This window comes from Labrys sp. Lb11 (genome assembly GCF_057554225.1).
Genome location: NZ_BAAJOT010000002.1, coordinates 361,356 through 388,355 on the forward strand (window position 1 = coordinate 361,356; position 27,000 = coordinate 388,355).

27 protein-coding genes are annotated in these 27,000 nt (G+C 68.4%); 13 read left to right on the forward strand and 14 right to left on the reverse strand.

What is annotated here, in order from left to right; translation table 11 throughout:
• Positions 1-14 precede the first annotated feature (14 nt).
• Both AC27L4_RS06800 and AC27L4_RS06805 read right to left on the reverse strand, forming a co-directional pair.
• Complete coding sequence (locus AC27L4_RS06800) at positions 15-1,550, reverse strand: sugar ABC transporter ATP-binding protein (RefSeq protein WP_487141308.1); 1,536 nt, start codon at positions 1,548-1,550, stop codon at positions 15-17.
• A gap of 163 nt (positions 1,551-1,713) precedes the next feature.
• Positions 1,714-2,682 (reverse strand): substrate-binding domain-containing protein, encoded by a 969-nt coding sequence (locus tag AC27L4_RS06805; RefSeq protein ID WP_487141309.1) that lies wholly within the window; start codon positions 2,680-2,682, stop codon positions 1,714-1,716.
• 334 nt (positions 2,683-3,016) lie between these two features.
• On the opposite strand from AC27L4_RS06805, the gene AC27L4_RS06810 reads away from it, so the two are divergent.
• From AC27L4_RS06810 to AC27L4_RS06840, 7 genes are all read left to right on the forward strand, one after another.
• Positions 3,017-3,760, forward strand: a complete 744-nt coding sequence (locus AC27L4_RS06810; protein ID WP_487141311.1) for a FadR/GntR family transcriptional regulator — start codon at positions 3,017-3,019, stop codon at positions 3,758-3,760.
• 20 nt (positions 3,761-3,780) lie between these two features.
• On the forward strand, positions 3,781-4,563 hold the full coding sequence (gene lra1, locus AC27L4_RS06815) for an L-rhamnose 1-dehydrogenase Lra1 (RefSeq protein WP_487141313.1): 783 nt from the start codon (positions 3,781-3,783) through the stop codon (positions 4,561-4,563).
• 38 nt (positions 4,564-4,601) lie between these two features.
• Complete coding sequence (gene rhmD / locus AC27L4_RS06820; protein ID WP_487141314.1) at positions 4,602-5,792, forward strand: L-rhamnonate dehydratase; 1,191 nt, start codon at positions 4,602-4,604, stop codon at positions 5,790-5,792.
• Positions 5,793-5,812: 20 nt separating this feature from the next.
• Positions 5,813-6,562, forward strand: coding sequence for an SDR family NAD(P)-dependent oxidoreductase (locus tag AC27L4_RS06825; RefSeq protein WP_487141315.1), 750 nt, complete (start codon positions 5,813-5,815; stop codon positions 6,560-6,562).
• 176 nt (positions 6,563-6,738) lie between these two features.
• Complete coding sequence (locus AC27L4_RS06830) at positions 6,739-7,098, forward strand: YciI family protein (protein WP_487141316.1); 360 nt, start codon at positions 6,739-6,741, stop codon at positions 7,096-7,098.
• A gap of 158 nt (positions 7,099-7,256) precedes the next feature.
• Positions 7,257-8,507: an MFS transporter gene (locus AC27L4_RS06835; protein ID WP_487141319.1), complete on the forward strand. Its 1,251-nt coding sequence runs from the start codon at positions 7,257-7,259 to the stop codon at positions 8,505-8,507.
• A gap of 14 nt (positions 8,508-8,521) precedes the next feature.
• Positions 8,522-9,004: a hypothetical protein gene (locus tag AC27L4_RS06840; RefSeq protein ID WP_487141320.1), complete on the forward strand. Its 483-nt coding sequence runs from the start codon at positions 8,522-8,524 to the stop codon at positions 9,002-9,004.
• A 13-nt stretch (positions 9,005-9,017) separates the two neighbouring features.
• On the opposite strand, the gene AC27L4_RS06845 is transcribed toward AC27L4_RS06840, so the two are convergent.
• Both AC27L4_RS06845 and AC27L4_RS06850 read right to left on the reverse strand, forming a co-directional pair.
• Complete coding sequence (locus tag AC27L4_RS06845) at positions 9,018-9,848, reverse strand: metallophosphoesterase family protein (protein ID WP_487141321.1); 831 nt, start codon at positions 9,846-9,848, stop codon at positions 9,018-9,020.
• 10 nt (positions 9,849-9,858) lie between these two features.
• Positions 9,859-10,839, reverse strand: coding sequence for a LysR substrate-binding domain-containing protein (locus tag AC27L4_RS06850; RefSeq protein ID WP_487141322.1), 981 nt, complete (start codon positions 10,837-10,839; stop codon positions 9,859-9,861).
• Between the two features lie 92 nt (positions 10,840-10,931).
• Here AC27L4_RS06850 and AC27L4_RS06855 point away from each other — a divergent pair, with 92 nt between their 5' ends.
• Positions 10,932-11,192, forward strand: a complete 261-nt coding sequence (locus AC27L4_RS06855) for a hypothetical protein (protein ID WP_487141324.1) — start codon at positions 10,932-10,934, stop codon at positions 11,190-11,192.
• A 207-nt stretch (positions 11,193-11,399) separates the two neighbouring features.
• On the opposite strand, the gene AC27L4_RS06860 is transcribed toward AC27L4_RS06855, so the two are convergent.
• Both AC27L4_RS06860 and AC27L4_RS06865 read right to left on the reverse strand, forming a co-directional pair.
• Complete coding sequence (locus AC27L4_RS06860) at positions 11,400-12,830, reverse strand: DUF1254 domain-containing protein (protein ID WP_487141325.1); 1,431 nt, start codon at positions 12,828-12,830, stop codon at positions 11,400-11,402.
• A gap of 274 nt (positions 12,831-13,104) precedes the next feature.
• Positions 13,105-15,270: an adenylate cyclase gene (locus AC27L4_RS06865; protein ID WP_487141326.1), complete on the reverse strand. Its 2,166-nt coding sequence runs from the start codon at positions 15,268-15,270 to the stop codon at positions 13,105-13,107.
• Between the two features lie 397 nt (positions 15,271-15,667).
• On the opposite strand from AC27L4_RS06865, the gene AC27L4_RS06870 reads away from it, so the two are divergent.
• The 4 genes from AC27L4_RS06870 (at position 15,668) to AC27L4_RS06885 (ending at position 18,857) form a co-directional block, all read left to right on the forward strand.
• On the forward strand, positions 15,668-16,327 hold the full coding sequence (locus AC27L4_RS06870) for a hypothetical protein (protein ID WP_487141327.1): 660 nt from the start codon (positions 15,668-15,670) through the stop codon (positions 16,325-16,327).
• A 33-nt stretch (positions 16,328-16,360) separates the two neighbouring features.
• Complete coding sequence (locus AC27L4_RS06875) at positions 16,361-16,720, forward strand: HdeA/HdeB family chaperone (RefSeq protein ID WP_487141328.1); 360 nt, start codon at positions 16,361-16,363, stop codon at positions 16,718-16,720.
• Between the two features lie 137 nt (positions 16,721-16,857).
• Entirely contained in the window at positions 16,858-17,295 is a 438-nt protein-coding gene (locus AC27L4_RS06880) for a hypothetical protein (RefSeq protein ID WP_487141329.1), read from the forward strand.
• 374 nt (positions 17,296-17,669) lie between these two features.
• Positions 17,670-18,857: a patatin-like phospholipase family protein gene (locus AC27L4_RS06885; protein WP_487141331.1), complete on the forward strand. Its 1,188-nt coding sequence runs from the start codon at positions 17,670-17,672 to the stop codon at positions 18,855-18,857.
• Between the two features lie 66 nt (positions 18,858-18,923).
• On the opposite strand, the gene AC27L4_RS06890 is transcribed toward AC27L4_RS06885, so the two are convergent.
• Positions 18,924-19,364, reverse strand: coding sequence for an Lrp/AsnC family transcriptional regulator (locus AC27L4_RS06890; RefSeq protein WP_487141333.1), 441 nt, complete (start codon positions 19,362-19,364; stop codon positions 18,924-18,926).
• A gap of 129 nt (positions 19,365-19,493) precedes the next feature.
• On the opposite strand from AC27L4_RS06890, the gene AC27L4_RS06895 reads away from it, so the two are divergent.
• Positions 19,494-20,384: a DMT family transporter gene (locus AC27L4_RS06895; RefSeq protein WP_487141335.1), complete on the forward strand. Its 891-nt coding sequence runs from the start codon at positions 19,494-19,496 to the stop codon at positions 20,382-20,384.
• Positions 20,385-20,417: 33 nt separating this feature from the next.
• On the opposite strand, the gene AC27L4_RS06900 is transcribed toward AC27L4_RS06895, so the two are convergent.
• From AC27L4_RS06900 to AC27L4_RS06930, 7 genes are all read right to left on the reverse strand, one after another.
• Positions 20,418-21,245 carry a hypothetical protein gene (locus tag AC27L4_RS06900; RefSeq protein ID WP_487141336.1) on the reverse strand — a complete coding sequence of 276 codons (828 nt, stop codon included), beginning with the start codon at positions 21,243-21,245 and terminating at the stop codon, positions 20,418-20,420.
• A gap of 3 nt (positions 21,246-21,248) precedes the next feature.
• Positions 21,249-22,100 carry a DUF2167 domain-containing protein gene (locus AC27L4_RS06905; protein WP_487141337.1) on the reverse strand — a complete coding sequence of 284 codons (852 nt, stop codon included), beginning with the start codon at positions 22,098-22,100 and terminating at the stop codon, positions 21,249-21,251.
• Positions 22,101-22,411: 311 nt separating this feature from the next.
• Positions 22,412-23,020 carry a hypothetical protein gene (locus tag AC27L4_RS06910; protein WP_487141339.1) on the reverse strand — a complete coding sequence of 203 codons (609 nt, stop codon included), beginning with the start codon at positions 23,018-23,020 and terminating at the stop codon, positions 22,412-22,414.
• Positions 23,021-23,872 (reverse strand): ABC transporter permease, encoded by an 852-nt coding sequence (locus AC27L4_RS06915; protein WP_487141341.1) that lies wholly within the window; start codon positions 23,870-23,872, stop codon positions 23,021-23,023.
• The gene (locus tag AC27L4_RS06920; RefSeq protein ID WP_487141919.1) at positions 23,869-24,618 is read right to left on the reverse strand and encodes an ATP-binding cassette domain-containing protein; all 750 of its coding nucleotides are present in this window, start codon (positions 24,616-24,618) and stop codon (positions 23,869-23,871) included. Before AC27L4_RS06920 ends, AC27L4_RS06915 begins: the two co-directional genes overlap by 4 nt.
• Positions 24,619-24,769: 151 nt before the next feature.
• The gene (locus tag AC27L4_RS06925) at positions 24,770-25,747 is read right to left on the reverse strand and encodes a YVTN family beta-propeller repeat protein (RefSeq protein ID WP_487141342.1); all 978 of its coding nucleotides are present in this window, start codon (positions 25,745-25,747) and stop codon (positions 24,770-24,772) included.
• A gap of 34 nt (positions 25,748-25,781) precedes the next feature.
• Positions 25,782-26,996: an ABC transporter substrate-binding protein gene (locus AC27L4_RS06930; RefSeq protein WP_487141344.1), complete on the reverse strand. Its 1,215-nt coding sequence runs from the start codon at positions 26,994-26,996 to the stop codon at positions 25,782-25,784.
• Between the last annotated feature and the right edge of the window lie 4 nt (positions 26,997-27,000).

Below are 27,000 nucleotides of genomic sequence, written 5' to 3' on the forward strand. Positions count from 1 at the left end.
CGTCGGATCTCGTCTCAGTGGGAATGGCCAGCCATGCTGGCGGTCAGCAGGCGGTCGGCGTCGATGCCCGGCGCCGTGAAGGCTTCGCCGATGCGTCCCTCGCGCAGCACCAGCACCCGGTCGCAGACCTTGGGCAGTTCCTCGATCTCGCTGGAGACGAAGATGATGCTTTTGCCCTCGGCGGCGAGCTGGCGGATGATGGCGTAGATCTGGCTCTTGGCCTCGACGTCGACGCCGCGGGTCGGCTCGTCGAGCAGCAGCACCCGGCTCTGGGCATAGACCCAGCGGCCGATGACGATCTTCTGCTGGTTGCCGCCGGAGAGCGTGGCGATCGGCGTGGTCGTGTGCGGCGCCTTGACGCTCATGCGCCGGACGATGTCGTTCGTCGCGGCGGCGATGCGCGGCCAGGACAGCACGCCCCAGGCGGAGACGCGCTGCGGCGCGGTCATCACCGTGTTCTCGTCGATGCCGAGCAGCGGCACGATGCCGTCGTCCTTGCGGCTCTCCGGCGTCAGGCCGAAGCCGCGCTCCAGCATGGCATGGTAGGCCGGCCGGCCGATGTCGCGGCCGTCGACCGCGATCGAGCCGGACTGGGGCTGGTCGAGCCCGGCGATGATGCGCAGGAGCTCGGTGCGGCCGGAGCCGAGCAGGCCGGCGATGCCGAGCACCTCGCCCCGGTGCAGGTCGAAGCCGACGCCGTCGAGCTTGGGGCGGGCGACGATGTCGCGCACCGCCAGCAGCACCGGGCCCTGCGGATGCGGCACGACCATCTCGTCGCGCTTCTCGTCGTGGCCGAGCATCATGCGCACGATGTCGCGGGTATCGGCGTCCTTCACCGCCAGGGTCGAGACCGAGCGGCCGTCGCGCATGACGGTGGCGTTGTCGGCGATCTCGCGGATCTCCTTCATGCGGTGGCTGACATAGATCACCGCCACGCCGCGGGCCTGCATGCGCCGCACGGCGGCGAACACCAGCTCGACCTCGGCGGCGGCGAGCGAGGAGGTCGGCTCGTCGAGGATGACGAGGCGCGGCTCGCCCATCATCGCCCGGGCGATCTCGACCAGCTGCCGCTCGGCCGGGCTCAGGCTGGCGACCAGAAGGCCGGGGTCGAGCGCCAGGCCGAGATTGGCCAGCGCCTCGCGGGCCCGGGCCGCCATGTCGGCATGGTCGAGCACGCCGAAGCGGCGCGGCCAGACGCCGAGGAACATGTTCTCGGCGATGCTCATGCCGGCGACCAGGCTGAGCTCCTGGTAGACCGGCCGCACGCCGAGCGCCGCCGCCTGGCTGGTGCGGTTCTCGCCGGCCCGGTCGAGCACCTGCCCGGCGATCGCGACCTCGCCCTCGTCCGGCGTCTCGGCCCCGGTCAGCAGGCGGATCAGGGTCGACTTGCCGGCGCCGTTCTTGCCGAGCAGGGCCCGGACCTCGCCGGCGCGGATGGTGAAGTCGACATTGTCGAGCGCCAGCACGCCCGCATAGCGCTTCACGCCGCCGGAGAGGCTGGCGACGATCGGCGCTTCGGCGGGGCGTGCTTGGGCGGCGCTGGTCGGCATGGCGGAAAGGCCCTGGGGACGGTGGCTCGGGAGAGCGCGTCTGGAATGACGGGCGGCGCAGGAGGTCCGCCGCACGGTCTTGCGAGCGGCGCCGGAAGCCTGCCGCGGACGAGCGGCCGCCCTCTGCGCGAGCAAGGGCAGCCGGCGTTCCGCCCGGCTCAGCTCACGGCAGGCCGTCGGGGTGGGCGGCGAGCCAGGCCTTGGCCTGGTCGGCGCTGGTGTAGAGATCGATCGGGTTCTGCACGATCATCTCGCCCTGCGGTTTCTTCTCGATAGCGTTGATCGCCTGCGCCAGGGCGAGCTTGCCGAGCGCCTGGCCGGAGACGTCGACCGTGGCCCGCAGCACGTCGCCGGCGATGATCTCCTGGGCGATCTCGGTGGTCATGTCCGAGCCGTAGGCGACCATGGAGCCGGCCTTGCCCTGGTTGCGGATCGCCTTGGCCGCGCCGAGCGCCGCGCCGCCGGACTCGCCCCAGAAGGCGTCGATGTCGGGGTTGGCGGTGATGATCTTCTCGCCGGTGGTGATCGCCTTGTCGAGGATGGTCGCCTCCTGGTTGGCGACGACCTTGTAGCCGGGAACCTTCTCGCTCAGCGCCTTCTCGAAGCCCTTGCGGCGCTGGACGCAGACGTCGACGAACTCGCAGTTGAGAATGGCGATCTTCGGCTCCTTCTTGCCGGCCTTCTCGAAGTCGGCCGCCGCGACCTGGCCGATCTTGTAGCCGAAGGTGAAGGGGTCGCCGACGGCGTAGGCGTAGACGTATTTCTTCATGTCGGCATCGCCGATGCAGGTGTTGTAGCACACCACCGGGATGCCGGCCTCGTTGGCGCGCTTGATCGCCTTCACCGACCCTTCCGGCGAGACCGCCGAGACCACGATGACCTGCGAGCCGGCCGAGATCAGCCGGTCGATGAAGGAGGCCTCCTTGCCGACGTCGGCGGCGACGTTGGTCTCGATGATCTGCAGGCTCTTGCCGAGCTCGGTGCCGCCGACCTGCACGCCCTTGCGCACGCCGGCATAGAAGCCCTGCGCATCGAGATAGGTCACGCCGACCACGAGGTCGTCGGCCGCCTGGGCGGCTGGCATCACGGCAAGCACCGACAGCCCGAGAAGGGCCGCTTTCAGGACTCTCATGGGGTTCCTCACAGTCTGGCGTTCGTCCCGCGGGGCCCGTTCCGGCGCCCCATACCGTCTCTTCACGGCGCCCGCGCCGCGTTTACGCGGGCATCATAGGTCGGCTTTTTCAAGCCCTGTCAACGTGGAAACCTTCGAAACCTCGCCGAAATCGATACATGATAAAGTGCAACATATTGATATATATGAATTTTAAAAATTTTCCGTTCTAGAAATAAAATTTGAAAGTTGACTGACAAGAAATAAGCCTGCAGATTCCACCTTGACGGCGGCCACTCGGACCGGGCTGCGTCGGGATGCGAACGCATCCCCTCACCAGATTGCGGACGGCGCCATGTCGCTTCTCGACTCCATCGAGCCCCTCAACCGGAAGCCTGCGGCCGAGCATGTCGCCGAGCGCATCCTGCGCCAGATCGGCGCCGGCACGCTGCGGCCCGGCGACAAGCTGCCGACCGAGCACGAGCTCGCCGAGGTCATGCAGGTCAGCCGGCCGGTCATCCGCGAGGCGTTGCGCGGCCTGTCGATCCTCGGCGTGGTCGAGAGCCGCCAGGGCGGGCGCTGCTACGTCACCGACCTCGCCCCGTCCCGGCTGGTCGCGCCGCTGCAGTTGGTGATCCCGCTCGACGAGACCACGGTCGACAGCCTCTACGAGGCGCGTATCGCCGTCGAAGGCGAACTGCTGCGCCTCGGCGCCGGCCGGATCGATCCGGCCATGCTCGCCCAGCTCGAGCGCATGGTCGCCAGCGGCTACGAGATGGCCGGCGATCCCGTCGGCTTCCGCATCGTCGACCTGGAGTTCCACCGCGCCCTGATGGCGCTCGCCGGCAACCCCTTCCTCGAGCGCACCGCCCAGTCGCTCTACGAGCTCGGCATGGAATATCGCCGCGTCGCCTCCGAGATCCCCGGCGTGGTCGCCCGCAGCGCCGCCGAGCATGATGCCATTGTCAAGGCGCTGAAACGCGGCGAGACCGATGCTGCCGTCGCCGCCATGCGCGTCCATCTCGGCAGCATCCGGCAGACCACGGTCGAGGCCATGCAGCTGATGGGCAAGGCCGAGCCGACGCCGCGGCGGGCCTGAGGCGGAAGAGGGAACCGACCATGCTTCTCCAGGGCAAGAGCGTCATCGTCACAGGCGGCTCGCGCGGCATCGGCGCGGCCATCGCCGTCGCGGCCGCGCGCCACGGCGCCGACGTCGTCATCAACTACTGGGCCGAGAACGACGCCGGCCACGGCCGTCGCAGCGCCGTCGACGATGTCACGGAGGAGATCCGCGCCGCCGGCCGGCGGGCGATCGCACTGGAAGGCGACGTCGCCGATCCCGGGACCGGCCAGGCGCTGGTCGCCGCCGCCGTGAAGGCCTTCGGCGCGGTCGACGTGCTGGCCTCCAATGCCGGCATCTGCCCCTTCCACGCCTTTCTCGACCTGCCCCCGCAGATGCTCAGGCACACCATGGAGGTCAACCTGCATGGCGCCTTCTACGTGGTGCAGGCCGCGGCCAACCGGATGAAGGCGCAGGGCAAGGGCGGGGCCGTCATCGCCACCTCCTCGATCAGCGCCCTGGTCGGCGGCGGCCTGCAGACCCACTACACCCCGACCAAGGCGGGCGTGCATTCGCTGATGCAGTCCTGCGCCATCGCCCTCGGCCCCTACGGCATCCGCTGCAACTCGGTGCTGCCCGGGGCGATCCTGACCGACCTCAACAAGGAGGACCTCTCCTCCCCCGACAAGCTCGACTATTTCAACAAGCGCATCCCGCTCGGCCGCCTGGGCGAGCCCGACGACGTGGCGGACTGCGTCGTGTTCCTCGCCTCCGACATGGCGCGCTACGTCACCGGCGCGGCGCTGCTGGTCGACGGCGGCATGTTCGTCAACCTGCAATAGCGGCGCGCCGCCTCTTCTTTTTCACCAAGGACATTGCCATGGCTTCGCCCCGCATCGTCGACATCCGCACCCATCTGGTCGAAGGCGCCGGCGACGGCGGCGACTATCACCGCCAGAAGGGCGGCCACTGGATCATCGACAGCCTGATCTCCAACCCGATGTCGGGCTATGCCCCCTACAAGGCCTCGCGCCTGAGCTGGGGCATCGACGTGCTCGGCTCGATCCTGATCGAGATCGAGGACGACCGCGGCAATGTCGGCTTTGCCACCGGCTTCGGCGGCCCGGTCGCCTGCTGGCTGGTCGAGAAGCATTTTCGCCGCTTCCTGATCGGCGCCGATCCGCGCGACACCAACATGCTGTGGGACCAGATGTTTCGCGCCAGCATGTTCTACGGCCGCAAGGGCCTGCCGCTCGCCACGATCAGCGTGGTCGACCTGGCGCTCTGGGATCTGATCGGCAAGATCCGCCAGGAGCCGGTCTACAAGATGATCGGCGGCCGCACCAAGCCGGACATCGGCTTCTACTGCACCGGCCCGCTGCCCGCCGAGGCCCGGCGCATGGGCTTCTGGGGCGGCAAGGTGCCGCTGCCGCACGGTCCGGCCGACGGCCCGGCCGGCGTCAAGGCCAACCGCGCCTTCCTCGCCGCCCATCGCGAGGCGGTCGGCCCGGACTACCCGCTGATGGTCGACTGCTACATGTCGCTGACCGTGCCCTACGCCATCGAGGTCGCCTCCGCCTGCGCCGATCTCGGCATCCATTGGTGGGAGGAGGTGCTGCATCCCGACGATTTCGACGGGTTCGACCATCTCAAGCGCGCCTTGCCGACGGTGAAATGGACCACCGGCGAGCACGAATATTCGCGCTACGGCTTCCGCAAGCTGATCGAGCACCGCACCGTCGACATCCTGCAGCCGGACGTGATGTGGGCCGGCGGCCTCACCGAGCTCCTGCGCATCGCCGCCCATGCCGCCGCCTACGACGTCTCGGTCGTGCCGCATGGCAGCGGGCCCTACAGCTATCACTTCGTCATGGCGCAGCCCAACTCGCCCTTCTGCGAATATGTCGCCAACAGCCCGGACGGACGCAGCGTCGCCCCGGTCTTCGGCAACCTGTTCACCAACGAGCCCGTGCCGGCGAACGGGAGGCTTGACGTTTCGGACGCGCCGGGCTTCGGTCTCGACCGCAACCCGCAGGCGCGCCTCGTGCGCTTCGACGCCGCCCAGTTCTGACCAGTCCCAAGGATGCAGCCATGACCTTCGACAAACGCTATGCCGGCCGCGGCGCCATCATCACCGGCGGTGCCTCCGGCATCGGCCTCGCCACCGCCCGGCGCATCGTCGCCGAAGGCGGCAGCGTCTGCATCTGGGACATGGACGCGGCGCAGATCGAGGCGGTGAAGGCCGAGCTCGGCCCCAGGGCGCACGGCATCCGCCTTGACGTCGCCTCGGCCGAGGAGGTCGAGCGCGCCGCCGCCGAGGCCGAGGGCCATCTCGGCAAGATCGACGTGCTGGTGTGCAGCGCCGGCGTCGCCGGCAAGAACGCCATGGTTGTCGACTATCCCGTCGACGAGTGGAAGCGGGTGTTCGACATCAACGTCCACGGCCTGTTCTACTGCAACCGCTTCGTGGCGCCGCGCATGGTGAAGAACGGCTATGGCCGCATCGTCAACGTCGCCTCGATCGCCGGCAAGGAAGGCAACCCCACGGCTTCGGCCTATTCGGCCTCGAAGGCGGCGGTGGTCGGCTTCACCAAGTCGCTCGGCAAGGAGCTGGCGCAGACCGGCGTCACCGTCAACACCATCACCCCGGCCACGGTCGACACGCCGATCCTCAAGCAGGTGAGCCAGGCGCATATCGACTACATGCGCTCCAAGATCCCGATGGCCCGCTTCGGCACCGTCGACGAGCTCGCCGCCATCATCACCTGGCTGACCAGCGAGGAATGCTCCTTCTCCACCGGCGCCGTCTTCGACGTGTCGGGCGGCCGCGCCACCTACTGAGGCCACCGGCCGTCTGGCCGGCCTTCGTCCCCGCCGCGGCTCCGGCCGCGGCGGGGACGCAGCGTTTCCGGAAGGCCGCGCAAAAAACTTCGCCCCGGCCTGTCGGCCGGCCGCCGCTCCGTTCGTCTTGAGTTCGAAGCGGCGATGGGGCCGCGATCTTCAAGGGAGAACGGCCGATGCGCGTGATGGTCATGGTGAAGGCGACAGCCGACAGCGAAACCGGGATGATGCCCTCCCGCGAGCTGCTCGAGGCCATGGGCAAGTACAATGACGAGTTGATCAAGGCCGGCATCATGCTGGCGGGCGAGGGCCTGCACCCGTCCTCCAAGGGCAAGCGGATCGGCTTCGACGGGCCGGGCCGGACCGTCATCGACGGCCCCTTCCCCGAGACGCGCGAACTGGTCGCCGGCTTCTGGCTCTGGCAGGTCAAGGACATGGCGGAAGCGGTCGCCTGGGCCAAGCGCTGCCCCAACCCGATGCCCGGCCCGAGCGAGCTCGAGATCCGCCCGGTGTTCGAGGCAGCCGACTTCGCCTGACGGGAAGGCACCGGGCCCCTTTCCCGCCGGGAGAGGGGTTTCTTGCTCGCCTCGGCGCCGTGCGGCCGGCCCCTCCGGCGCGGCCTCGAAAAGCCGCATGGCTTGAATCACCGCCGAAGCGTATGACGAAGGCCTCGTCATTCCCTTGGGACAGCGTCGTGACCGTCGACGGCCGCAGCCTTCGCTTCATCTATTTCCTGGTCGGCGGCGCCGGCCTCGTCAACATCGCCCGGGCGATGAGCCTGTCGTTCCTGGCGATACGCCTGCAGCAGGGCTTCGGCCTCGGCCCGGCGGCCATCGGCCTGCTCATGGGCATCGGTCCGCTGCTGGGCGCGATCGCCGCCCCGTTCGCCGGCACGCTGTCGGACCGGGTCGGGCGCCGGCGCATGCTGGTCCTGACGCTGGTCGCCACCGCGGCCACGCTGATCGTCATGGGATTTGCCTGGACGGTCACGCTGTTCTGCGCCGCGCAGATCGTCTCGGCGGTGGCGCTCGCCATCTACGAGCCGATCTCGCGCGCGCTGATGAGCGACGTCTGCCCGCCGGAGCACCGCCTGAAATATTTTTCATGGCGCTACACGGCGACCAATGTCGGCTGGGCCGTCGGCCCGCTGATCGGCGTGGCGGCCGGCGCCGCCTTCGCGCCGCTCTTCACCGCCGCCGGCTGCCTCTACCTGCTGTTCGCCCTGGCCCTCCACCGCCTCGACATGCCCTCGGCCGCCGGCGCCGGGACCACCAGCGTCCAACCCTCGATCTTCGAGAGCGTCGGCGCGGCGATGCGCGACCCGCGCCTCGCCTTCTTCGTCGGCGGCGGGACGTTCATGATCGCGGTCTACGGCCAATGGTCGGCGACGGCGGCGCCCTATCTCACCGGCGCGATGGACGACGGCGTCGAGGTCTTCGCCTATCTCCTCTCCATCAACGGCGCCGTGGTCCTCCTGGGCAACGCCATCGCCCGCCGCTTCATCGAAAGGGTGGGCGCGCTGCCCGCCCTGGTCCTGGGCTGCCTGCTGTTCGTCGCCGGCGAGATCGGCTTCCTGGCGTCTGCCGGCTTCCTCGGGTTCGCCGCGTCGATGGTGATCTTCACCATCGGCGAGATCCTCGTCGTGCCCTCGGAATACCTGCTGGTGGACGGCATATCGCATGCCGGCAACCGGGGCAGCTATTTCGGCGCCCATTCCTTCTCGACCATCGGCAATTTCCTCGGCCCGGCCTTCGGCGGCCTGATGCTCGGCAAGTTCGGCGGCGCCGGCATGTTCCTGCTTTTCGCCGCTTTCGCGGCCGTGAGCGCGATCATGTTCGCCGTGGGAACGCGCATGCCGCCGTCGCGGCCGCACCTGCAGCCGCGATCCGGCACCTCCGCCGACGACGGCGTGGCCCACCTCGACCGGAGGCTGCGCCACGCCTGAGCCACCGCGGGACGTTGACCGGCGAGCGGCGAACGCGCCATCCTCCCGGGATGGCGAACATTCTCGGCTTTCGATGCGAACAGGCGGATGGCGGACAGGCGGCGCTCGTGCCGCTCGTGGACGGGGTGAGCCTGGCCGACCGCGTCGCCGCCTTCGAACACGCCAAGGGATATGATGATCCGGCAGGCGGCTATGGCGGATTGGTCTTATCCCGGGACCACCTGACGCGGCTGCCGAGCCACTTCCTTGGACAGGACCGGGCGATCGCGCGCGACCGGCCCGGCGAGATCCACGTCCTTTCCTGCGAATGCGGGGACGCCGGCTGCTGGCCGCTGTTCGTCCATGTCGGCCTCGCCGGCGGCTCGGTGACATGGGAGCGCTTCCGCCAGCCACACCGGCCCAAGCGCGACTATTCCGACTTCGGGCCGTTCGCCTTCGAACGCGCCCAGTACGAGGCCGCTGTCGCTGCAGCGGCACGCTTGATCGATGCCGGCTGAGGCGGCCCCCGGCTCAGGCCGGCTGCAGGCTCTTGCGCTCGTTCAGCCCGGCGAGGTCGATGTCGCCGGCCAGGAAGGCGTCGTAGGCGCGCTGCACATGCGGCGGCACCGAGCGGCCGGCGAGCTGGGCGCTGAGCAGTTCCTCGCGCACCAGCGCGATGCGGTCGATCGGGCCGACCGCCTGCAGGAAAGTGGCCGGGCCGCCGTCCAGCACCGCGGCGGTGAGGATGCCGGAGCGGTAGGCGCCGGTGTCGATCGAGATGCGGTTCGGCGTCACCACCGGATTGTCGCCCATGATGGTGTGGCCGTGGACGACACGCCGCGGCAGCGGCTGCTCATGGTGCAGGAACTCCTCGCGGATCCAGAGCAGGTCCTCTTCGAGCTGCTCCTCGATCGGCGTGCCCGGGCGGATGCCGGCATGGACGAAGAGGTGGGTGCCGTCGTCATGGGTGAGCGGCAGGGCGGCGAGATGCTCGGCATGGCGGCGCAGCTCGGCCGAGGTCTTCCAGTCGCCGCTCCGGCTGGCGCCGTAGCTGCCGATCGTGTGCCAGAACATGGTCCAGGCCCAGTCCGGCAGGCCGTCGCCGATGGTCACGGCACGGACGAACAGGTCGTCATGGTTGCCGCGCAGGCAGACGAAGCGATCGCCGGGGCGACGCGGCCCGGCAATGAGCCGTTCCACCACGCCGAAGGTGTCGGCGCCGCGGTCGACATAGTCGCCGGTGAACACGATCTTCGCACGGCTCGCGCGCTTCGTCGCATCGGCCTCGATCAGGCCCAGCAACTGATCCAGCAGGTCCAGGCGACCATGGATGTCGCCGATCGCATATGTCGTCTCGGTCATGCCGCATCGTTTAGAGACGGGCGCCGCCATCCGCAAGGGCGCCGGACGCGCTCCTGTCATGCGCGGGCCGGCCACCGCCGCAGAGCACGGCCTGAAAGATCGGCCCGTCCAGGGTCGAGGCCATCTCCCGCGCCAGCCAGCCGTGGAACGCCGCCTCGACCGGCCGCACCGGCCGGCCGCGGGCGCTGATGAACCAGTAGGCGAAGCCGGTTGTCGCGGTCCAGGGGAAGGGCGCCACGACCCGCCCCGCCGCCATGGCGTCGAAGGCAAGCGTCTGCCAGGCCAGCATCACCCCCTGGCCGGCGATCGCCGCATCGAGGCACAGCGAGCCGTCGGAATAGACCGGGCCATAGCGCAGCAGGCTCTCGTCGAGCCCGAGCGGGCCGAGCCAGGTCGCCCAATGCAGGGCCGAGCCGTGGTCGCGGATCACCGGGACTTCGGCGAGATCCTCGGGGCGGCGCAATCGCGCCGCCAGGGACGGGCTGCAGATCGGGAAGATGCGCTGGTCCAGGAGCTTGTCGGCCCGCACGCCCGGCCAGCCGCCGCGCCCCACCCGCACGGCCACGTCGCCATCGGCCCCGCCGGGCTCGACCAGCGCCTTGTTGGCGTCGACCCGGATCGAAAGGTCCGGCCGTTCCCGCGTGAACGAGGAAAGGCGCGGCACCAGCCAGCGCGCCGCCAGGACCGGTGCGATCGAGACGGTGAGGCAGTGCTCCGGCGACGGCTCGGCCAGGGCTATCCCCTGGGCCAGGGCCCGGAAGCCCACCGAGAGGTGGCCGAGCAGGGCGGCCCCGAACTCCGTCGGCTCGAGCCCGCGGGGCGTGCGGCGGAAGATGCCGCGGCCGAGCTGCTTCTCAGTCTTCAGGATCTGCTGGCTGACCGCGCCGACCGACACGTTGAGGAAATCCGCGGCCTTGGTCAGCGAGCCCAGCCGGCCGGCGGCCTCGACGGCCCTCAATCCCTTCAGGTGCACGCGCGACAATGGATCCATATAGGTTTTCTATAGGCTCCGCGTGCAATCCTCCATTTCTTTCGCGTGCCTTTCCGGCTGGGATAAGGGCTCATCCCTGCTGGAGCACGCCGATGGCCGCCTGGCTTTCCCGCTTTATCCGCCCCTCCCCGCCCGAGCCCGGATATGACCTGCTCGCCGATCCGGCCCTGGCCGGCTTCACCGGCCGCGACCTTGCCGACCTGCCGCTCTGGCCGGCGCCCGATGAGCCGGCAGCGCCTCCGGGCCGGCCGCGGCCGACGCTCGACCGGCTGTGGCAGGGGCTGCGCGAGGCCGCGACGCGGGCCTGCGGCGGCAGCGCTCCGGCGGATCGGCCGGCCGCCTGCCTCTCCTGACCGGCAGCCGTGGAAGCCGACGGCGTGCACGGCCGAGGCCGCCGTCCCGGCGGAATCGGCGCCGGAAAAGTCGCGGCGGAGGGCTGCCGGAAACCGGCCGCCCTCCGCCGCAGGAGCAGCGTGCGCTTTGGTGGGAACGCCCGTCTGCTCTTCTGGTCTTGACGAGTCCTTGCGATCCGGCGCGACTGCGCCGGATCGCAAGACGCGTCAGGCAACCTTCTTGACCGGCGGGATCGTCCAGGTGCCGTCGAGGAGCGACGGGTTGCTCTCGCTCGGCCAATACATGCGGAGCATCAGGTAGAACTTGCCCGCCGGCGCCGGCAGCCAGTTGCTCTCCCGGTCGGCGCCGGGCGAGGCCTTCTGCACGTAGAGGTCGAGAGACCCGTCGGCATTGTACTTCAGGTTCTGCCTCGGGCTGATCGAGTAGCGGTTGATCGGGTTCTCGACGAAGAAATACTGGTCGTTGTACATGGTGATCGACCAGAAGCCCTCCACCGGCGGGACTTGCCCCTTGTCGAAGTGGATGACGTAGTTGTCGGCCCCGTCATAGCTCCTGCCGTCCGCGTCCTTCTGCGACGTCGGATAGACGGCATCCTGCGGCCGGTTCGCGCCGAGGCCGATCGCGGTGACGAGCGCGCGCATCAGGTAGTCCGTGCCGTAGAGACCGGTCTTCGTGGTGAAGGCCCAGCCGTCGATGTCGTGCACGTCCTTGTTGATCTTGAACTGGATCATGATGCGGTCGAAGGCGATCTCCGGGATCCGCTTGGCGAAGTCGGCCCGAAGCTTGCTCGCGTCGAAATCCTTGCCGGGCACGAGGCCGATCTTCGCGAACTTGGCGAGCGCCGGGGCGTCCGCGGCCGACGGCGGATTGGTCTTCATCAGCTCGGCCAGCAAGGTGAAATACTCGACCGCATCCATCCGGTTCACCTGGTCGCGAACCGCCGTCTTCATGTCGATCGACGGATCGACATGGCCGGCCGGCGGCGTGTAGGCCTTGCCGTAGGCGCTGAGCGGCACCAGCTTGAACTTGTCCTGCAGCGCATGGACCGCCGCGTAATCCTCCGGCGTGCCCGTGCAATAGATGCGGCCGAGCAGCCAGACCATGTCGGTGGGCGACTTGTACTGCTTCACGCCCTCGGGCAGCGTCCCGGTCCAGCCCGGCCCGGTGATCGCGTAGGTCTGCGCGCCCGCCCCGGTCGTGCGACTGCCGGGAACCTGGAACACGTTCGTCCAGCCGTCGAGCATCGGCAGGAGGAAGTAGCGATCCTTCATGTCGGGGACGCTGAGGACCCAGGGCTCCTTGCCGACGTCGAAGAAGGACGTGGTGTAGAGCGTGTCGGCGTTGGGGGCGGTGACGTCCTTGAACGCCGCGGTGGGGTATTGCCGCAGCTTGATGATCTGTCCCATCGGGGCGCGCGTTCCCTCCGGCTTGGCGACGTTCGTGAAGACCCGCCGCGTCATCTCCATGGTGACGAGGGGATAGCCGAAAATATAGGCATCCGTGGCCAGCCAGAAATCCTCCAGCCCCTCGTCGAGGCCGAGAAGGGAGCCGAAATCCGCTTTGCTGGGCGTGCTCGCGAGCGTCCCCGCAAGCAGGCCCAATCCGCCGAGTCCAACCTGACGACGGTTCAGTTTCATAGTTCGCCTCCTCTGGCGTTCAAGGCGCCGCACCTTGCTGGAAGGGCGACGATCGGTGTCACGGACGATAGGGGGTGGGCCATAGCGCAGGACGGCCGGCAAAGTGGCGCTGCCGCCACTCTCCCGCCGCGTCGGCATACCGGCCCGAACAATGCGGCTTATGGACGGCGTTTGGAAGCCCCGGGAGTATGTTACGGGAACCTACAGTGCGGGGTTGGTTCCGATTCAGCCGGAGCACGGCCATCGGGGCCTGCACGAGCTCGAAAGCCATCGCCTACGGCCCTCCCGGGACCGGTGCCGCGACGCCGGCGGTCGATGTCGGCGCCTTGAACGACGCCGGGATCGGGAAACCCGCCTTCCGCGCGCCCTCGACCAGACGCAACTGATCCTCCGGCCGGTAATTGCGCAGGGCCAGTTCCGCTCCCAGATTGTCGAAGAAGGTGGGACGCATCTTCAGGAACGTGTCCCTGGCCGCCGCCGCTTCGGACGTCATGCCCTGCTCCGCGAAGATGATGGCCGCAACGGCGTAATAGAGTGGGAATTTCTCCAGATTCACCCGCCGGATCAGCTCGACCGCGCGGGTGTTGTCGCCCAGCATGTAGGCGGCCAGGGCGAGGGTGCCGAAGAAATAGCCGGAATGCCCCGGGTTGCGGGTGAGTGCCTGTTCCAGCAGGTCCGCCCCCCGGCGCCAATCGCCGGCCATGGCCACGCGCGTCCCGAATTCGCCGAGCAGTTCCGTGTCGTTCGGATTGAGCGCCAGCGCCCGGTCGCCGACGCGCAGCGCCTCCTGCGGCTGGCCGGTGAAGAACAGGGCCATCATCATCGCCTGGAGCGCCCGGACACCGTCCGGGTCCAGTTGGGTCGCCCGGCGCGCGGCATCCAGCGCCCGGTTGAAGGCATCGGGCGGACCGGGCCTGGCGTTGAACCCGAACCGGCCCTCGTCGAGATAGAGACCGGACAGCATCGCCCAGGCCAAGGCGTAGCTCGGATATGCCGCGACCGTCCGCTCGAGGCAGGCGCGGGCCGTGGCATGCTGGTCGGGACTCAACTCGGCGCGATAGGCATAGTACTGCAGCGCACAGCCATAGGCCTTGAGGTCCTCGGGAGGGACCTGCGAGGCTCGGCGCTCGTCGTTGCGGAAAATGATGCCATAAGGCTGCGCCACGACTGTCGCAACCTTCTCGGCGATGTCGTCCTCCACCGCGACCAGGCCGCGCGGCTGGATGTCGTCCTCGTAGGCCTGCGACCACACGACGGCGTTGGTATCGGCATCGAGGAGCCGGCCGGTGACGCGGACACGGTTGCCGAAGGTGCGGACCCCGCCTTCGAGGACATAGCGCACGCCGAGGTCGCGACGAAGACGTGTCGCCTCGGCCAGCGATTCGATCCCCCTCGTGGTTTCACGGCCGAACACCGTCAACTCCTTGAAGCGCGCCAGCTGGGTCAGGATCTCCTCCGTCAATCCGCTCGCGTAGAGCTTCGCATCCGGCCCCTCGCTGAGAGCGGCGAACGGCATGATCAGGAGCGTCGGCGTTCCAAGCCCGGCTACGGAGGACATGCCGCGCGGCCCCCACGCCTCGCTGCGGAAGGCCGCATAGGCCGCGCCGGCCAGCACGAGCATCGCCAATACGCCGCCGAGCCAGCGTAAGACGCCGGCCTTACTGCCGGCGCGCGGCGGTGGTGCGACGGGAGGCGCCTCCGGCGTCGGCGGAGCAGCCTCGGCAGCAGCCGGCGGGGCGCTCTCGCCCGCCGGCTCCCCCGACACGATCTCCCGTCGTGCGAATGTCGGGACGTAGCCGCCCTTCGGGATCTCGATGAGGATCGGGTCGGCCCGGCCGGCGATGAGATAATAGCGTTCGATTGCCCGGCGCAGGCGTCCGGCCTCCATCCTGACGACGGGATCGCTCTGCGGATCGAACTTCTCATCGCGGCCGAACACCTCGACCGCGATGCTGTAGGCCTTGAGCCGGTCGGCGCGGCCGGCAAGTGTCTCCTCCACGATGAAATGCAGGAACTTGCGCGCGCGCTCCGGCGCACGAAACTCCGGACTCGACTCGATGCGGTGGAGCTGAGCGAGAACCTCTTCGGTTCCCATTTCGGACGCTTCACCCAATTCCCTCACGGTCGATCTTCCACCGGCATCATCGTCCCATCGCCGCCGCCTGCCTTGGCGCCCGATAGCGAGTCGCAAGGCAGATTCGGCGTACGCTACGGTAAGATACTGGCGGCCTTGTGACAGAGCCAGCACTATCCGCGACGAATGAGCGACGCCGCTCCGTTCCGGGACGGGCTTGCGCGGCCATGCCGGCGTCTTCGCCGCCGTGAAAGGTGTCGTCGAGATGGACCCTGGGATGCTGCCGGCGATCCGTCGATTTCCGACCAGGCAGTCGGCGATCGAACAGCTCGCGGCGCACGACGAGGGGTTCCGGTCGCTCTGCATCGACTACGGCGAGGCGGAGGCGGTGTGGCAGCGTTGGGAGAATTCGGCGTTGCCGGAGCGGCATCAGCGACAGGAGGAATATGGCGAGCTCGTCGAAGAGCTCGCCGGGGAGATCGAGGCGATCCTCGATGCCGCCGGCGTCCCTCGGCAGGGTCGCCCGCTGCGCTGAAGTCCCGTGATCCGGAACGGGCGCGAGCCAACGACCAGGGCGTTCGGGCGACGCGGCGGACGAGATCGACTGCCGGAGCAGGCTCGTGCGATCTCGACCGCGTCGGCGAGAGGTGGCCCGTATCCGCCGCCACGGCCATCCCGGGCCGTGGACGCCGGCCTCCGGCACGGTGCCCACGGTCTCTCGATGAACACCGACGCAGAGCGTCGAACTGAAGAGGAGTTCCCCATGATCAGGCAGGCGATGGCATGCGCCGTCTCAGTTGCCCTCGCGCTATCGTCGATTCCCCCGGCCGTGGCGCAGGATGCCATTCAGAACCAGGCGCAGAAGACGATCGGCGGCGGGGGCGGCGCCAAGGTCGAGCCGGCGCTCATCGTCATGAATGCAGCGGGCGCGACGCTGGTCGGCAACAAGCTCACCCTGATCGGCGCAGCCCCCAACTCGATCATCTTCGCCGATCGCCCGGTCCGGGCTGCGGGGCATGCCCTGACCGCCCATCTCCTGGAGGAATGGACCCTCGGCTCCGACAGTTTCGCCAAGGACCCGCCGAATGCCACGGTCTCCGTGCTCAGCAAGGACGGCGCGACCGTCCGTGACGCCGTCGTAACGCTGAAGAACCCGAAGGCCGAGGGCAGCCGGATCACCTTCGACGTCGATGTGCTCGAAGGCGATCTCGGCAAGGCCGATGGACCCGCCTCGGTGTTCATCGACATCATCGGCTTGCCGTTCACGCCGCTGTCCTTTGCGGGCGTGGCGCGGCGCACCGCTCTTCGCGGCGCCTTCTACGCCGGGGCTGCGGCCGGAGCCGGAGCCTACGCCTACGACCATCCCTACTACTACCACCCCTATTATCCGCCCTACCCGGCCCCCTACTACCGCCCCTACTGAGCGCCTTCCCGCCCCCCCCACCGGAGATCATCCATGTTCAGGACAATCCTTCTTGCAGCCGCCGCCAGCCTCGGCTGCATCGCCGGCGCCGTCGCCCAGGAAGCGACGCCGCTGACGGCCTATGTCGATGCCAACGGCTTCCTCGACGTCCAGACCCTGACTTGCGCCCAGCTCGCCGACACCTATCAGCAGGACGCCGACGCCCTGACCGCGTGGTATAGCGGCTGGTACAACGGCTTGGCCAGGAAGCACTATTACGACGTGAAGAAGAGTAAGGAAGTCGAGCACGAAGTCATCGTCTATTGCAAGGCCCATCGGGACATCAAGATCATCGATGCGCTGGCTGTCGTGTTCAAGGACGAACGCGCCAAGCTCGGCATCAAGATGCAATAGAGACCTGGAACAACCAGGCCATCGGCTCGCAGCCGCCAATCCTCCCTCGCCATCGACCCGATGGCGGGGGCTTTCCCATTGACCGGCCGCGGCCTGAGCCAGCCTGGCCGGGCGCATCGCTGACAGGGGATCCGCCCATGACCTGGGACCTCAATTGGGCCTGGAGCCTGCCCCTGATCGTCTTGACGGTCGTCATCCACGTCTTCGGTCTCGGATATGCGGCGCAGAAGGTCGCGGTCTATCGCCCCAAGCCGGGCAATCGACGGAACTTCCTGTTCTCGTTCTGCATCGTCATCGCGACGACGACGCTCTTTGCGACCGTCCTGCTGGCCATTCACGCAACAGCCTGGGCCGCGCTGTATCTGGCCCTGGGAGCCATGTCCGACGTCACCTCCGCGATGCTCTACTCCCTCAGCGCGCTCACCAGCTATGGTCACGCCAGCCTCTTCCTCGACCGGCATTGGCAGCTGCTGGGTGCGCTGGAGGCGGTCAACGGCATGCTGCTGTTCGGCCTGACCACCGCGTTCATGTTCGCCGCCATCCAGGAAGTCTGGCCGATCGCCCAGCATCGATAGGGATCGACCGGATCGCCAGGCGCGGGTCTTCGCCGCCCTCGAGCCGGCCGGCCGGCGGCCCCGGGCGGTTGGGAAGGCCGTCGCATCGAGAGGACCGGACCGTGGGCCTGAACGGCATCCCGTCCGTATCGAAGGGCGCAAACGCCTTCGTGATGAAAGCCATGAGACGCTGCCCGGGGCCGGGCGTCATCGTTTCTTCATGATTTCGAGCTTCCCGCATCCGCCTGCGGCGGCAGGCCGTATCCTACGGTAACATACCTCCAGCACGCTGGTCCGGCCGGGAAGGATTGACTAGGGCACGGTTCGAGCCGGAGGGACTGCCGAAGACTTCGGGCGGGCCGCCCGGTTCCCGGCTCGCAGGAGAGGGCATCGTCATGTCGCAGCGAATGCTTGCAAGGCTTCGCGCCATCGTGGCCGTCGGCCTCGTCGCCGCCGTCTCGGGCTGCGCCTATCCGAGCCGGATGGCCCCGGACTCCATCGAGCAGATGAAGCGGGCCAGCATCCTCGGCATTCCGAACGCCCGGTTCTTCGTCGACGAGCCCGGCCCCATGATCGCCGAAGGGGTGGCCTCCGTCCGCAAGGAGCGCGCCTTCTACGGCAACCGGCCGTTGCCGCCGGCCGAATTCCTCAGCCTGTCGGGCGGCGGCGACGACGGAGCCTTCGGCGCCGGCCTGCTCGTCGGCTGGACCGAGCACGGCAACCGGCCGAGCTTCAAGCTCGTGACCGGCATCAGCACCGGCGCGCTGATCGCCCCCTTCGCCTTCCTCGGCCCCGAATATGACCGCGCGTTGCAGGCCGTCTACACCGAGATCGACCTCAAGGACGTGGCCGAGAAGCGCAGCGTGCTCGCGGCGCTCACCGAGGATGCGCTCGCCGACACGACACCGCTCTACCGGCTCATCAGCCGATATGTCGACAACGATCTGATCGGCAAGATCGCGCGCGAATATGACCGCGGGCGCCTGCTGCTCATTGCCACGACCAACCTCGACGCGGCCCGGCCGGTGATCTGGAACATCGGCGCGATCGCCAGGAGCGGCGATCCACGCTCGCACGACCTGATCCGGCACATCCTCCTCGCCTCCGCTTCGATCCCCGGGGCGTTCCCGCCGGTGATGTTCGACGTCGAGACGAACGGCAAGGTTCATCAGGAACTGCATGTCGATGGCGGGGCGGTCGCCCAGGCCTTCCTCTATCCTCCGACGGTGGCCATGGACCGCGCACCGGCGGATGTCCGCAACCGCAAGAGGACGGCCTACATCATTCGCAACGGCAAATTGCTGGCTCCGCCCGAGGAGATCGCGCGCCAGACGATCACCATCGCCGGCCGGGCGATCTCGACCCTGATCGCCAGCAATGCCGTGGGCGACATGTACCGGATGTACACGACGACGAAGCGCGACGGCGTCGGCTACAACCTCGCCTATATCGGCGACGACTTCACCGTGCCCTATGAAGGCCCGTTCAACCGCGACTACATGAACAAGCTGTTCGACTACGGCAGGGCAAAGGCCCGAGCCGGCTACCCCTGGCAGAACACGCCGCCGGGGCTGGCAAAATGAGCGGAAGCTGCGCCCTGACGATCGGGGCTGCGCGGCGCCCCGTTTCAAGCTGCGACTGACGCCGTTCTAGCTCTGCAGCGGCGGCAGCCGCCTGCGCACCGTCTGTGACTTGACGATCGCAGTGTTGGTCTCGGCCTTCTCGACGATGCGTTCCAGGATGCGGTCGAGCTCGTCGATCGAGCGCAGATGCAGCCGCCCGATGAAGCAGTCCTCGCCCGTGACCTTGTCGCATTCGGAGAACTCCGGGATCTCCTCGATCAGCCGCGCCACCGCATGCAGCATGCCGGGAAGCGGACGAATGCGGACGATTGCCTGCAAGGCGTAGCCGAGGGCGCGTGGATCGACATCCACCGTGAAGCAGCGGATCACCCCGCGTTCCTCCAGGCGGCGCAGGCGCTCGGACACGCTGGGTGAGGACAAGGCCACGCGTTGCGCCAGGTCCTTGAGCGAGATCCGCGCCTCGTCGGCCAGGATCGCGACGATGCGGCGATCGAGATCGTCGAGCATCATGCCTCCACGAAATTTGCGGTCTTCACCTTATATAGTCAGGCGAAACGGACCAATCGCCTTATCATGCGCATGTCGTCGCCCCAACGCCTCGGGGTATGTTCGGTCCGAGGTTCGATGAGGCTCGGGATGACGGACAGGATGCGCGGAACGGCCGAGATGACGGCCGCCATGGTGATCTCCGGCACGATCGGCTGGTTCGTCGTGCTGTCGGGCGAGCCGGTCTTCGACGTGGTGTTCTGGCGCTGCGTCTTCGGCGCCGCGACGCTGCTTGCCGCCTGCGCCGCCACGGGCCTGCTGCGGCGCGAGGCCCTGACCCGCCGGCAGTTGGCGCTGGCCGCGATCGGCGGCGTCGCCGTCGTGCTCAACTGGCTGCTGCTGTTCGCCGCCTACTCCCGCGCCTCGATCTCGATCGCCACCGCGGTCTACAATACCCAGCCCTTCATGCTGGTCGGTCTCGGCGCCCTGGCGCTGGCCGAGCGGCCGACGGCGAACGACTATGCCTGGCTCGGCATCGCCTTTGCCGGCATGCTGGCGATCGTCCAGGCCAAGGCCGGCGCCGCGGGCACGGATTATCTCGCCGGCATCGTCATGGCGCTCGGCGCCGCCTTCTTCTATGCCCTCGCGGCGATCATCACCAAACGGCTCAAGGGCGTCCCGCCCCAGTTGATCGTGCTGGTGCAGGTCCTCGTCGGCATGGCCATGCTGGCCCCGTTGGCGAACTTCGCCGCGCCTCCGCAGGGCCCGCGAACCTGGGCCATCCTGGCGACGCTCGGCGTTGTTCACACCGGAGTGGTGTTCATCCTGCTCTACGGCGCCATCCAGAAGCTGCCGACCAACCTGACCGGCGCGCTGTCCTTCATCTATCCCGTCGTCGCCATCCTGGTCGACCTCGTCGCCTTCGGCCATCGCCTGCAGCCGCTGCAGGTCGCCGGCGCCGCAGCGATCCTGGTCTCGGCCGCCGGCATGACCCTCGGCTGGTCGCTGGTCCGGCGACGCGTCCCTCACCCGGCCAGGTGATCGCGGCCCCGACACCCCGGTTTGCCGCCTCGGTCATGTCCGCCGCGCCCCGCGGGCGCTCTCGCGAGGACCAGGCGATCGCGGCGATGTGAAGCCATCCTCGCCCCCCGGTGTATCGGCCGGCAGCCAGATCCGCAGGGCCTCCAGGCACCGAGCCGCATGCCGGGACGCCTCCTCGGACAAGGCATCCCGCTCCGCCAGGTAGTCGAGATAGCCCGACAGCTCTCGCTCCAGTGCCTGCACTCGGCTCGGCGGGCAGGTCACGACGGCGAGCGACAACGCGTCCCCCCTGATCGGGACGAAGTCCAGGCAGACCCGGCGGAAGACGTTGGCCTGCACGCCCGGGCAGACCAGGCATTCGAAAACCAAGCGGGCCTTCTGCAGCCTGCCAGCGCGGAGGCGGCGCGCCGACGCCAATGCGATGGCGACGGCGACCGTCCCGGCCAGGTGCGCTCCCAACAGGAGAACGAGCGTGGCGGACAACCCATACAAGGCGGTGAGCACGGGTGCCCAGAGGAAATAGAGGCAGAAGCAAAGGTTTGCCAGCACCCGCAGCGGCAGCAGGCCTGCCGTCGTCATGGCCAGCACCCGCAGCGTCCGCGCCGTGTCATCCGCCTCGCGCCGGCCGGACCATGCCAGCCTGTAGGCCGGCGTCCAGGGCGTCACCAGGTTCAGCAGGGCGTAGGCCCTGTTCCGGGCCTCGAACTGGTGAAACGGGAACACGATCCGCCATCGGCCGCGGCCGGCACCCGCGAGAAACAGCGTGCCGGCGTCCGATGCGCGGATATTGTCGAACAGGTAGAAGCCGTAGCACAGCACCCAGAAGGCCTGGTCGGGAACGTGGATCGACCCGAGATACATGGCCTACGCGCTGGGGCCCCTGGAACCGAACAGACGCTTGAGGAAACCGATCGCGGCGGCGACGGCGCCGATCGCACCGACGATGATCAGCTTGCCGAAGCCCTTGAGCGCGGCGAAGCCGCCGGACTTCACCGCCGCAGCGGCGGCGCCGCCGACCACCAGGGCCGCCAGCCCGTACCCCGCGACCGAATCGCCATTGCGGAATTCCTCGTAGCGTTGCCCCGGATTGAACCGGAAGCCTTCAAGCGTCGACTTGAAGCTACGGATGTCGGCGTCCAGCGCATCTGGATCCGAGACGAGGATCGTCTGCATCACGCCTTCGCGCCCGAGCAGGCGCACGGTGTAGTTGACCAGCGTGCCGCCGTTCTCTCCCCGCAGGCGCGTGCCCCATTCGAGGCGCCGGGTCAGGCTGTCATAATGCGGCGGCACAGCCCAGCCTTCCAGGAACAGCACCGGAAGCTTGAGCCTGCGGCGTTCCTCGATGCTGGCCTCGTTCTGCTGCTTGAGCACCCTCAAGAGCTCATCGGGATCGATCTTCTCGTCGTCGGTCACATGGCCGGACCGGTCATAGCCGAAGATCGCAAACCAGTGCATGTCCTTCGGCGCGACCGTATATTCCTCTTCCCTGGGCGGATTGCCCTGCAGCTCCAGGAAGCTGCGCGTGCCGAGCGTCCCGAGAAACCGCACGTCTCCGGTCAGCTCGATCGACGCCACGCCGGCGATCGTGCCGCTGCCGGGCGCAGCCACCCAGTTCAACCGGTCCAGGCGCTCGACAACGCTGTCCTCGGCCGGCGCGCTCGACGCGGCAGTCAGCAGCAAGGCGCCCGCCAGCGCCCACGCAGCCCCGATCTTCATGATCCCCTCCATCGGCACCTGCCGACGCCCCCCGGCGCGCAAGCCTCCGTAAGGTAAGACCGAGACACACCGCAGCGCAACCGATTCCGCTCGGTAATCCGGCGACAATACTTTCGCCGGAAATCGTCCACGGCTATCCGCGCGGCTCCCTCCGATGCGACTGCGGAGTTGCCCCGATTCTCAGCGGCGGAGACGACCGAAAGGCTCCTTCGGGAGACGTTGCCGATCGTCGCGCCATGGCGCCGACGCTGGCTCCCTCGCCTCGCCGGCTCTCGGCCGGTGGCTATGTCAGCCCGGACAGATCGCCTTCCTCACAGTTTCGACTGGATCAGCCGGCCGATCTCGAACACCCGCTTTTCCAGCAGCACCGGCGTCTCGCACACATAGGTCAGCGACTGGCGCCGCTCCTGGAAGATGCGCGTGTCCCATTTCAATTGGGTCTCGAGGTCCTTGATCTCCGGCGTCTCCTCGACGGCCGGCGAGTCCTTGGCCAGGCTGAGCTTGTCGCTCTCGTCGCGCACCCGCTCGGCCAGGCGCTCCTGGCCGCGGGCATAGCGGCTGATGCCGGTGAGGATGCGGCTGCGCTCGGTGTTGATCAGGTCGAGCACGCCGGCGAACACCCGCAGCAGGCGCTTCTCCTTGTCGGCTCCCGCCTTCTCGACGAAGGCATCGACCAGCCCGCCCGCCTCCTCGATCGCCGTGCGCCGCGAGGCGAGCCTCTGCGCCAGGGCGGCCGCCTCGAAGTCCCGGGTCCAGTCGGCGGTGGCGGCGGCGAGATCCGGCCCGCTCCACACTGAGCCGGCGCTGATCACCGCCACCCTGCGCTGCACGCAGGGCCAGTCGGGCGCGGCCGGCTGGGCCGGCGCCGCCGAGGCCGGCAGGAGGAGCACCGCGGCCATGAGGATCGAGGCTCTCAACATCTAGCTCTCCGCGGTTGGGCCGCCGCGCCGTGCCATCAGCCCTCGGCCGGGATCATAGGCAATGGCGGCGGCCAGGAAGAAGGCGATGGTCGTGCCCGACACCACGGCAAAGGCCACGGGCTCGAACTGGCCGTAGAGGGCGAAGCGCACGAGCTCGACCGCATGGGTGAAGGGATTGGCCTGGCAGACCCAGTAGAGCCCCTCGCTCGACTCGCGGATCCGCCACAGCGGATAGAGGGCCGAGGAGGCGAAGAACATCGGGAAGATCACGAAGTTCATGACGCTGGCGAAGTTTTCCAGCTGGCGCACGAGGGAGGAGATGAACAGTCCGATCGAGCCCAGCATCAGCCCGGTCAGCACCAGGGCCGGCAGCGCCAGGAGATAGCCGGTCGGCGGGGCCTCGACCTCCCAGAACCGGGCGATGGCGAGGAACACATAGGCCTGGGCGATCGAGACGACGACGCTCGCGACCAGCTTCGCCAGGAGCAGCAGCCAGCGCGGGAACGGGCTGGTCAGCAGCACCCGCATCGAGCCGACCTCGCGGTCATAGACCATGGAGAGCGAGGACTGCATGCCGTAGAACAGCTGGATCATCACCGCCAGCCCCGGCGTCACATAGACCTCGTAGAGCACGTAGGTCTCGTAGGGCGGGATGATCGAGACGCCGAGCACGTTGCGGAACCCGGCGGCGAAGATGAACAGCCAGATCAGCGGCCGGACCAGGGCCGAGAGGAAGCGCTCCTTCTGGTGCACGAAGCGCAGCAATTCGCGCCGGACGATGCCGCCGAGGCAGATCAGATAGCCCCAGGCGCCGAGGCGCGCGGCGGCCGGCGAGGCGGCGGCGATGCTCATGCCTCTTCCCGTGCCGGCGCGGCGGTCAGACGGCGGAACGCGTCCTGCAGCGAGGCCTCGCCCGCGCCGACCGCAGCCGCGGCGCCGCTCGCCACGACGCGGCCGTGGTGCAGCACGGTGACGAGGTCCTGAGGCTCGATCTCCTCGAAGATATGCGAGGCCCACAGCACCGAGACGCCCTCGCTGCCCACCAGTCCGCGCACGAGGCCGAGCAGCGTCGTGCGGGAGGCGAGATCGAGCCCGACCGTCGGCTCGTCGAGCAGCAGGAGACGCGGCGCATGCACCAGCGCCCGCGCAATCTCGATGCGCCGGGCCTGGCCGCCCGACAGGGTACGCACCTTCTCGTCGATGCGCTCGAGCAGGCCGACGCGCTCCAGCAGCCCCTCGATCCGCGCCCGCACGGCGCGGCCGGCAAGGCCGTGCAGGGCGGCGTGGTAGGCCAGGTTCTGGCGCACGGACAGGTCGCCGTCCAGGGTGCGGCTCTGGAACACCACGCCGAGATCGGCCAGCGCCCGCGAGGGGCTGCGCCGCAGGTCATGGCCGCGAATGGCGACCCGGCCCGAACGGTTGTTGTAGAGCCGTGTCGCGATCGAGAACAGCGTGGTCTTGCCGGCTCCGTTGGGGCCGAGCAGGGCGCAGAAGCTGGCGGGCGGCACGGTCAGCGAGACGTCGGCAAGCGCCGTCCGCCTGCCGAAGGCATGGCTGACATGCTCGATCTCCAGCGCGGGCGGCTCCGTCCTCGTCAACACGTCGACAGCCTCTCGCCTCCCGGGACGTCCTCAAGCAGCTTCCCGTGGCTTCGCCACGATTGATTTGGCATTTTCAACGCCAAATCAATGCTGCTCGAACCTGCAGGCGTGAGCAGGTTCGAGAGAGCCTGCCTGGTCCCCGGCCGGCTCATTTCGGCGAGACCACCACCCCCCACGGGGCCTCGCCCACCTTGATCGATTTCAACACCTTCAGGGCGTCGACGTCGATCACGGAAACGTCGTTGGAATTGCCGTTGGTGGCATAGAGCAGCTTCTCGTCGGGGGTGAAGGCGAGTTGCCAGACCCGCTGGCCGACCAGGAGATACTTCTCGACCTCCAGGGTCTCGCCGTTGATCACCGCCACCCGGTTCGCCGGGCCGAGCGCCACGAAGGCCTTCTTCCCGTCCGCCGTGACGCGCACGCCGACCGGCTGGATGGTGTCGGCGGTCACGCCCGGGATTTCAAAGCTGATGGTCTTGATGATCTCGCGCGTTGCCGGGTCGATCACCGTCACCGTGCCGCCCACCTCGGCGCTGACCCACAGCTTCTTGCCGTCCTTGTTGAACTCGGCGAAGCGCGGCCGCGAATCCACCAGGACGCTGTCGATCACCTCATGAGTCTTGGTGTCGATGAAATGCGCCATGTTGGTGGTCTCGGAGGTGTTCACCAGCACCTTGCCGTCGGGGCTGATGCCCATGCCCTCCGGCTCGACGCCGACGGGCACCTGCGCCAGGATCTTGTTCTCGTTGACGTCGAGGATCGTGACCTGCGCATCGTTCTCGTTGGCGATATAGAGCGGATTGCCGCTGGGATGCAGGATGAACAGCTCCGGATCCGGCCCGGACTGCAGGGTGCGCACCACCTTCATGGTCGCCGTGTCGATCACCTGGATGCCGTCGTCGTCGCTGGCGCACAGATACAGGAACTTGCCGTCGTTGCTGATGGTGATGCCGCGCGGGCGCCGGCCAGCCGGCACTGTCTTCACCACCTCCTGGGTGGTGGAATCGATCACCGAGATGGAATTGCCCTTCTCGTTGGAGACATAGACCATATTGGCCGAAGCCGGCATCGCCACGGCGCCAGCGGCGGCAACGGCGAAGAGCAGCGCGGATGCACGCCCGATCATTGTGTCCTCCCCGACGGCGGGCGCCCCGATCCGCCTATTTCAGCACGCAAGCCTTTTCCGGCTCGTCGAATCCCATGGTGTCGAGCGGCGTCCGCTGGTGCAGGAAGCCCTGCTGCGGCGAGACCGACACGATCCGCATCGGCTGGGCCAGCAGCACGGGTTGGCGCAGCTGGTGGTCCCAGGGCCGGAAGCTGACCGGCACGCCCTTGAAGGCGGCGATCTGGAACTTCGGCGTCAACATGAAATCGGCCAGCGCCTTGGGGTCTGCCGACTTGGCGCGGGTCACCGCTTCCCCGACCGCCCGCGTCGCCACCCAGGCCTGATAGTCGGCCGGGCGCATGAAGCGCTTGGCCGCGGTGTAGAAGCGGCTCTGCAGCTGGGCCGAGCCCCAGGCATCCTGCGCCCTGTGCCAGGCGGCGGCGATCAGGCCCTGCGTGCCCGTGACCAGCTTGGGATCCCAGGTGTTGTACGAGATGAAGTCGCCGAAATCTCCAGCCTCGTCCGCCACCACCATGACGTCGTAATCGGTGCCGCGGGTGAAGACCAGCGCGTCCGACTGCACCACGCTGTCGCCACGCGCCCGCGCGAGCGGACCGAAGGTCCAGTCGGCATCGGCGACGATCTTCAGACCGAACTTCTTGGCGGAGCGGCGCATCGCCTCGGCATAGAGCTTGTCGCCGGGCTGGGGACCGGTGATCAGGAACAGCTTCGGCCATTTGCGCACGACCAGGAACTGCGCCAGCCCGTCGGTCAGCATCGCCCGGTTGGGCGCGACATGGAACACGTTGGCCCGGCAGTCGGCCGCCCGCAGCCGGTCGTCAGGCGCTCCGGCGTTGAACACCAGGACGTCGCGTCCCTTGACCGCGTCGGCCACCTCAAGGAGTTGATCCGCCGGCAGGTTGAGCACGAGAAAATTGGCGCCGCCGTCGACCAGCTTCTGCGCCGCGGCGGCGGCCGACTGGCCTGTGGCGAGAACAGCCTCGTCCAGCGTATAGTGCTGGCCGAGAAAGGAGCCGGTGGTGTTGTTGTCGGTGATGGCCAGCCGCGCCCCGGCAAAGGCCTCGTCCTCCGGCACCGGATCGAGCTCGTAAAGCGGCGGAGGCGGCGACTTCGGCCCGAGGACGCCGATGCGCACCTCCGTCTTGGCCGGCGCGGCCCGGACCGGCACGCCGACCGTCAGCACCACGGCGGCCGCAATCGCGATCCGCGACCACGTCCGAAGAAAGCGCATGGCGGGAAGCAAGATCAAAACG

Coding starts and splice junctions, on each gene's coding strand:
- AC27L4_RS06800 (WP_487141308.1), bottom strand. CDS start 1,550: ATGCCGACCAGCGCCGCCCAAGCACGCCCCGCCGAAGCGCCGATCGTC.
- AC27L4_RS06805 (WP_487141309.1), bottom strand. CDS start 2,682: ATGAGAGTCCTGAAAGCGGCCCTTCTCGGGCTGTCGGTGCTTGCCGTG.
- AC27L4_RS06810 (WP_487141311.1), top strand. CDS start 3,017: ATGTCGCTTCTCGACTCCATCGAGCCCCTCAACCGGAAGCCTGCGGCC.
- lra1 (WP_487141313.1), top strand. CDS start 3,781: ATGCTTCTCCAGGGCAAGAGCGTCATCGTCACAGGCGGCTCGCGCGGC.
- rhmD (WP_487141314.1), top strand. CDS start 4,602: ATGGCTTCGCCCCGCATCGTCGACATCCGCACCCATCTGGTCGAAGGC.
- AC27L4_RS06825 (WP_487141315.1), top strand. CDS start 5,813: ATGACCTTCGACAAACGCTATGCCGGCCGCGGCGCCATCATCACCGGC.
- AC27L4_RS06830 (WP_487141316.1), top strand. CDS start 6,739: ATGCGCGTGATGGTCATGGTGAAGGCGACAGCCGACAGCGAAACCGGG.
- AC27L4_RS06845 (WP_487141321.1), bottom strand. CDS start 9,848: ATGACCGAGACGACATATGCGATCGGCGACATCCATGGTCGCCTGGAC.
- AC27L4_RS06850 (WP_487141322.1), bottom strand. CDS start 10,839: ATGGATCCATTGTCGCGCGTGCACCTGAAGGGATTGAGGGCCGTCGAG.
- AC27L4_RS06855 (WP_487141324.1), top strand. CDS start 10,932: ATGGCCGCCTGGCTTTCCCGCTTTATCCGCCCCTCCCCGCCCGAGCCC.
- AC27L4_RS06860 (WP_487141325.1), bottom strand. CDS start 12,830: ATGAAACTGAACCGTCGTCAGGTTGGACTCGGCGGATTGGGCCTGCTT.
- AC27L4_RS06865 (WP_487141326.1), bottom strand. CDS start 15,270: ATGCAGAGCGACCGGAACCCCTCGTCGTGCGCCGCGAGCTGTTCGATC.
- AC27L4_RS06870 (WP_487141327.1), top strand. CDS start 15,668: ATGATCAGGCAGGCGATGGCATGCGCCGTCTCAGTTGCCCTCGCGCTA.
- AC27L4_RS06875 (WP_487141328.1), top strand. CDS start 16,361: ATGTTCAGGACAATCCTTCTTGCAGCCGCCGCCAGCCTCGGCTGCATC.
- AC27L4_RS06880 (WP_487141329.1), top strand. CDS start 16,858: ATGACCTGGGACCTCAATTGGGCCTGGAGCCTGCCCCTGATCGTCTTG.
- AC27L4_RS06885 (WP_487141331.1), top strand. CDS start 17,670: ATGTCGCAGCGAATGCTTGCAAGGCTTCGCGCCATCGTGGCCGTCGGC.
- AC27L4_RS06890 (WP_487141333.1), bottom strand. CDS start 19,364: ATGCTCGACGATCTCGATCGCCGCATCGTCGCGATCCTGGCCGACGAG.
- AC27L4_RS06895 (WP_487141335.1), top strand. CDS start 19,494: ATGACGGACAGGATGCGCGGAACGGCCGAGATGACGGCCGCCATGGTG.
- AC27L4_RS06900 (WP_487141336.1), bottom strand. CDS start 21,245: ATGTATCTCGGGTCGATCCACGTTCCCGACCAGGCCTTCTGGGTGCTG.
- AC27L4_RS06905 (WP_487141337.1), bottom strand. CDS start 22,100: ATGAAGATCGGGGCTGCGTGGGCGCTGGCGGGCGCCTTGCTGCTGACT.
- AC27L4_RS06910 (WP_487141339.1), bottom strand. CDS start 23,020: ATGTTGAGAGCCTCGATCCTCATGGCCGCGGTGCTCCTCCTGCCGGCC.
- AC27L4_RS06915 (WP_487141341.1), bottom strand. CDS start 23,872: ATGAGCATCGCCGCCGCCTCGCCGGCCGCCGCGCGCCTCGGCGCCTGG.
- AC27L4_RS06925 (WP_487141342.1), bottom strand. CDS start 25,747: ATGATCGGGCGTGCATCCGCGCTGCTCTTCGCCGTTGCCGCCGCTGGC.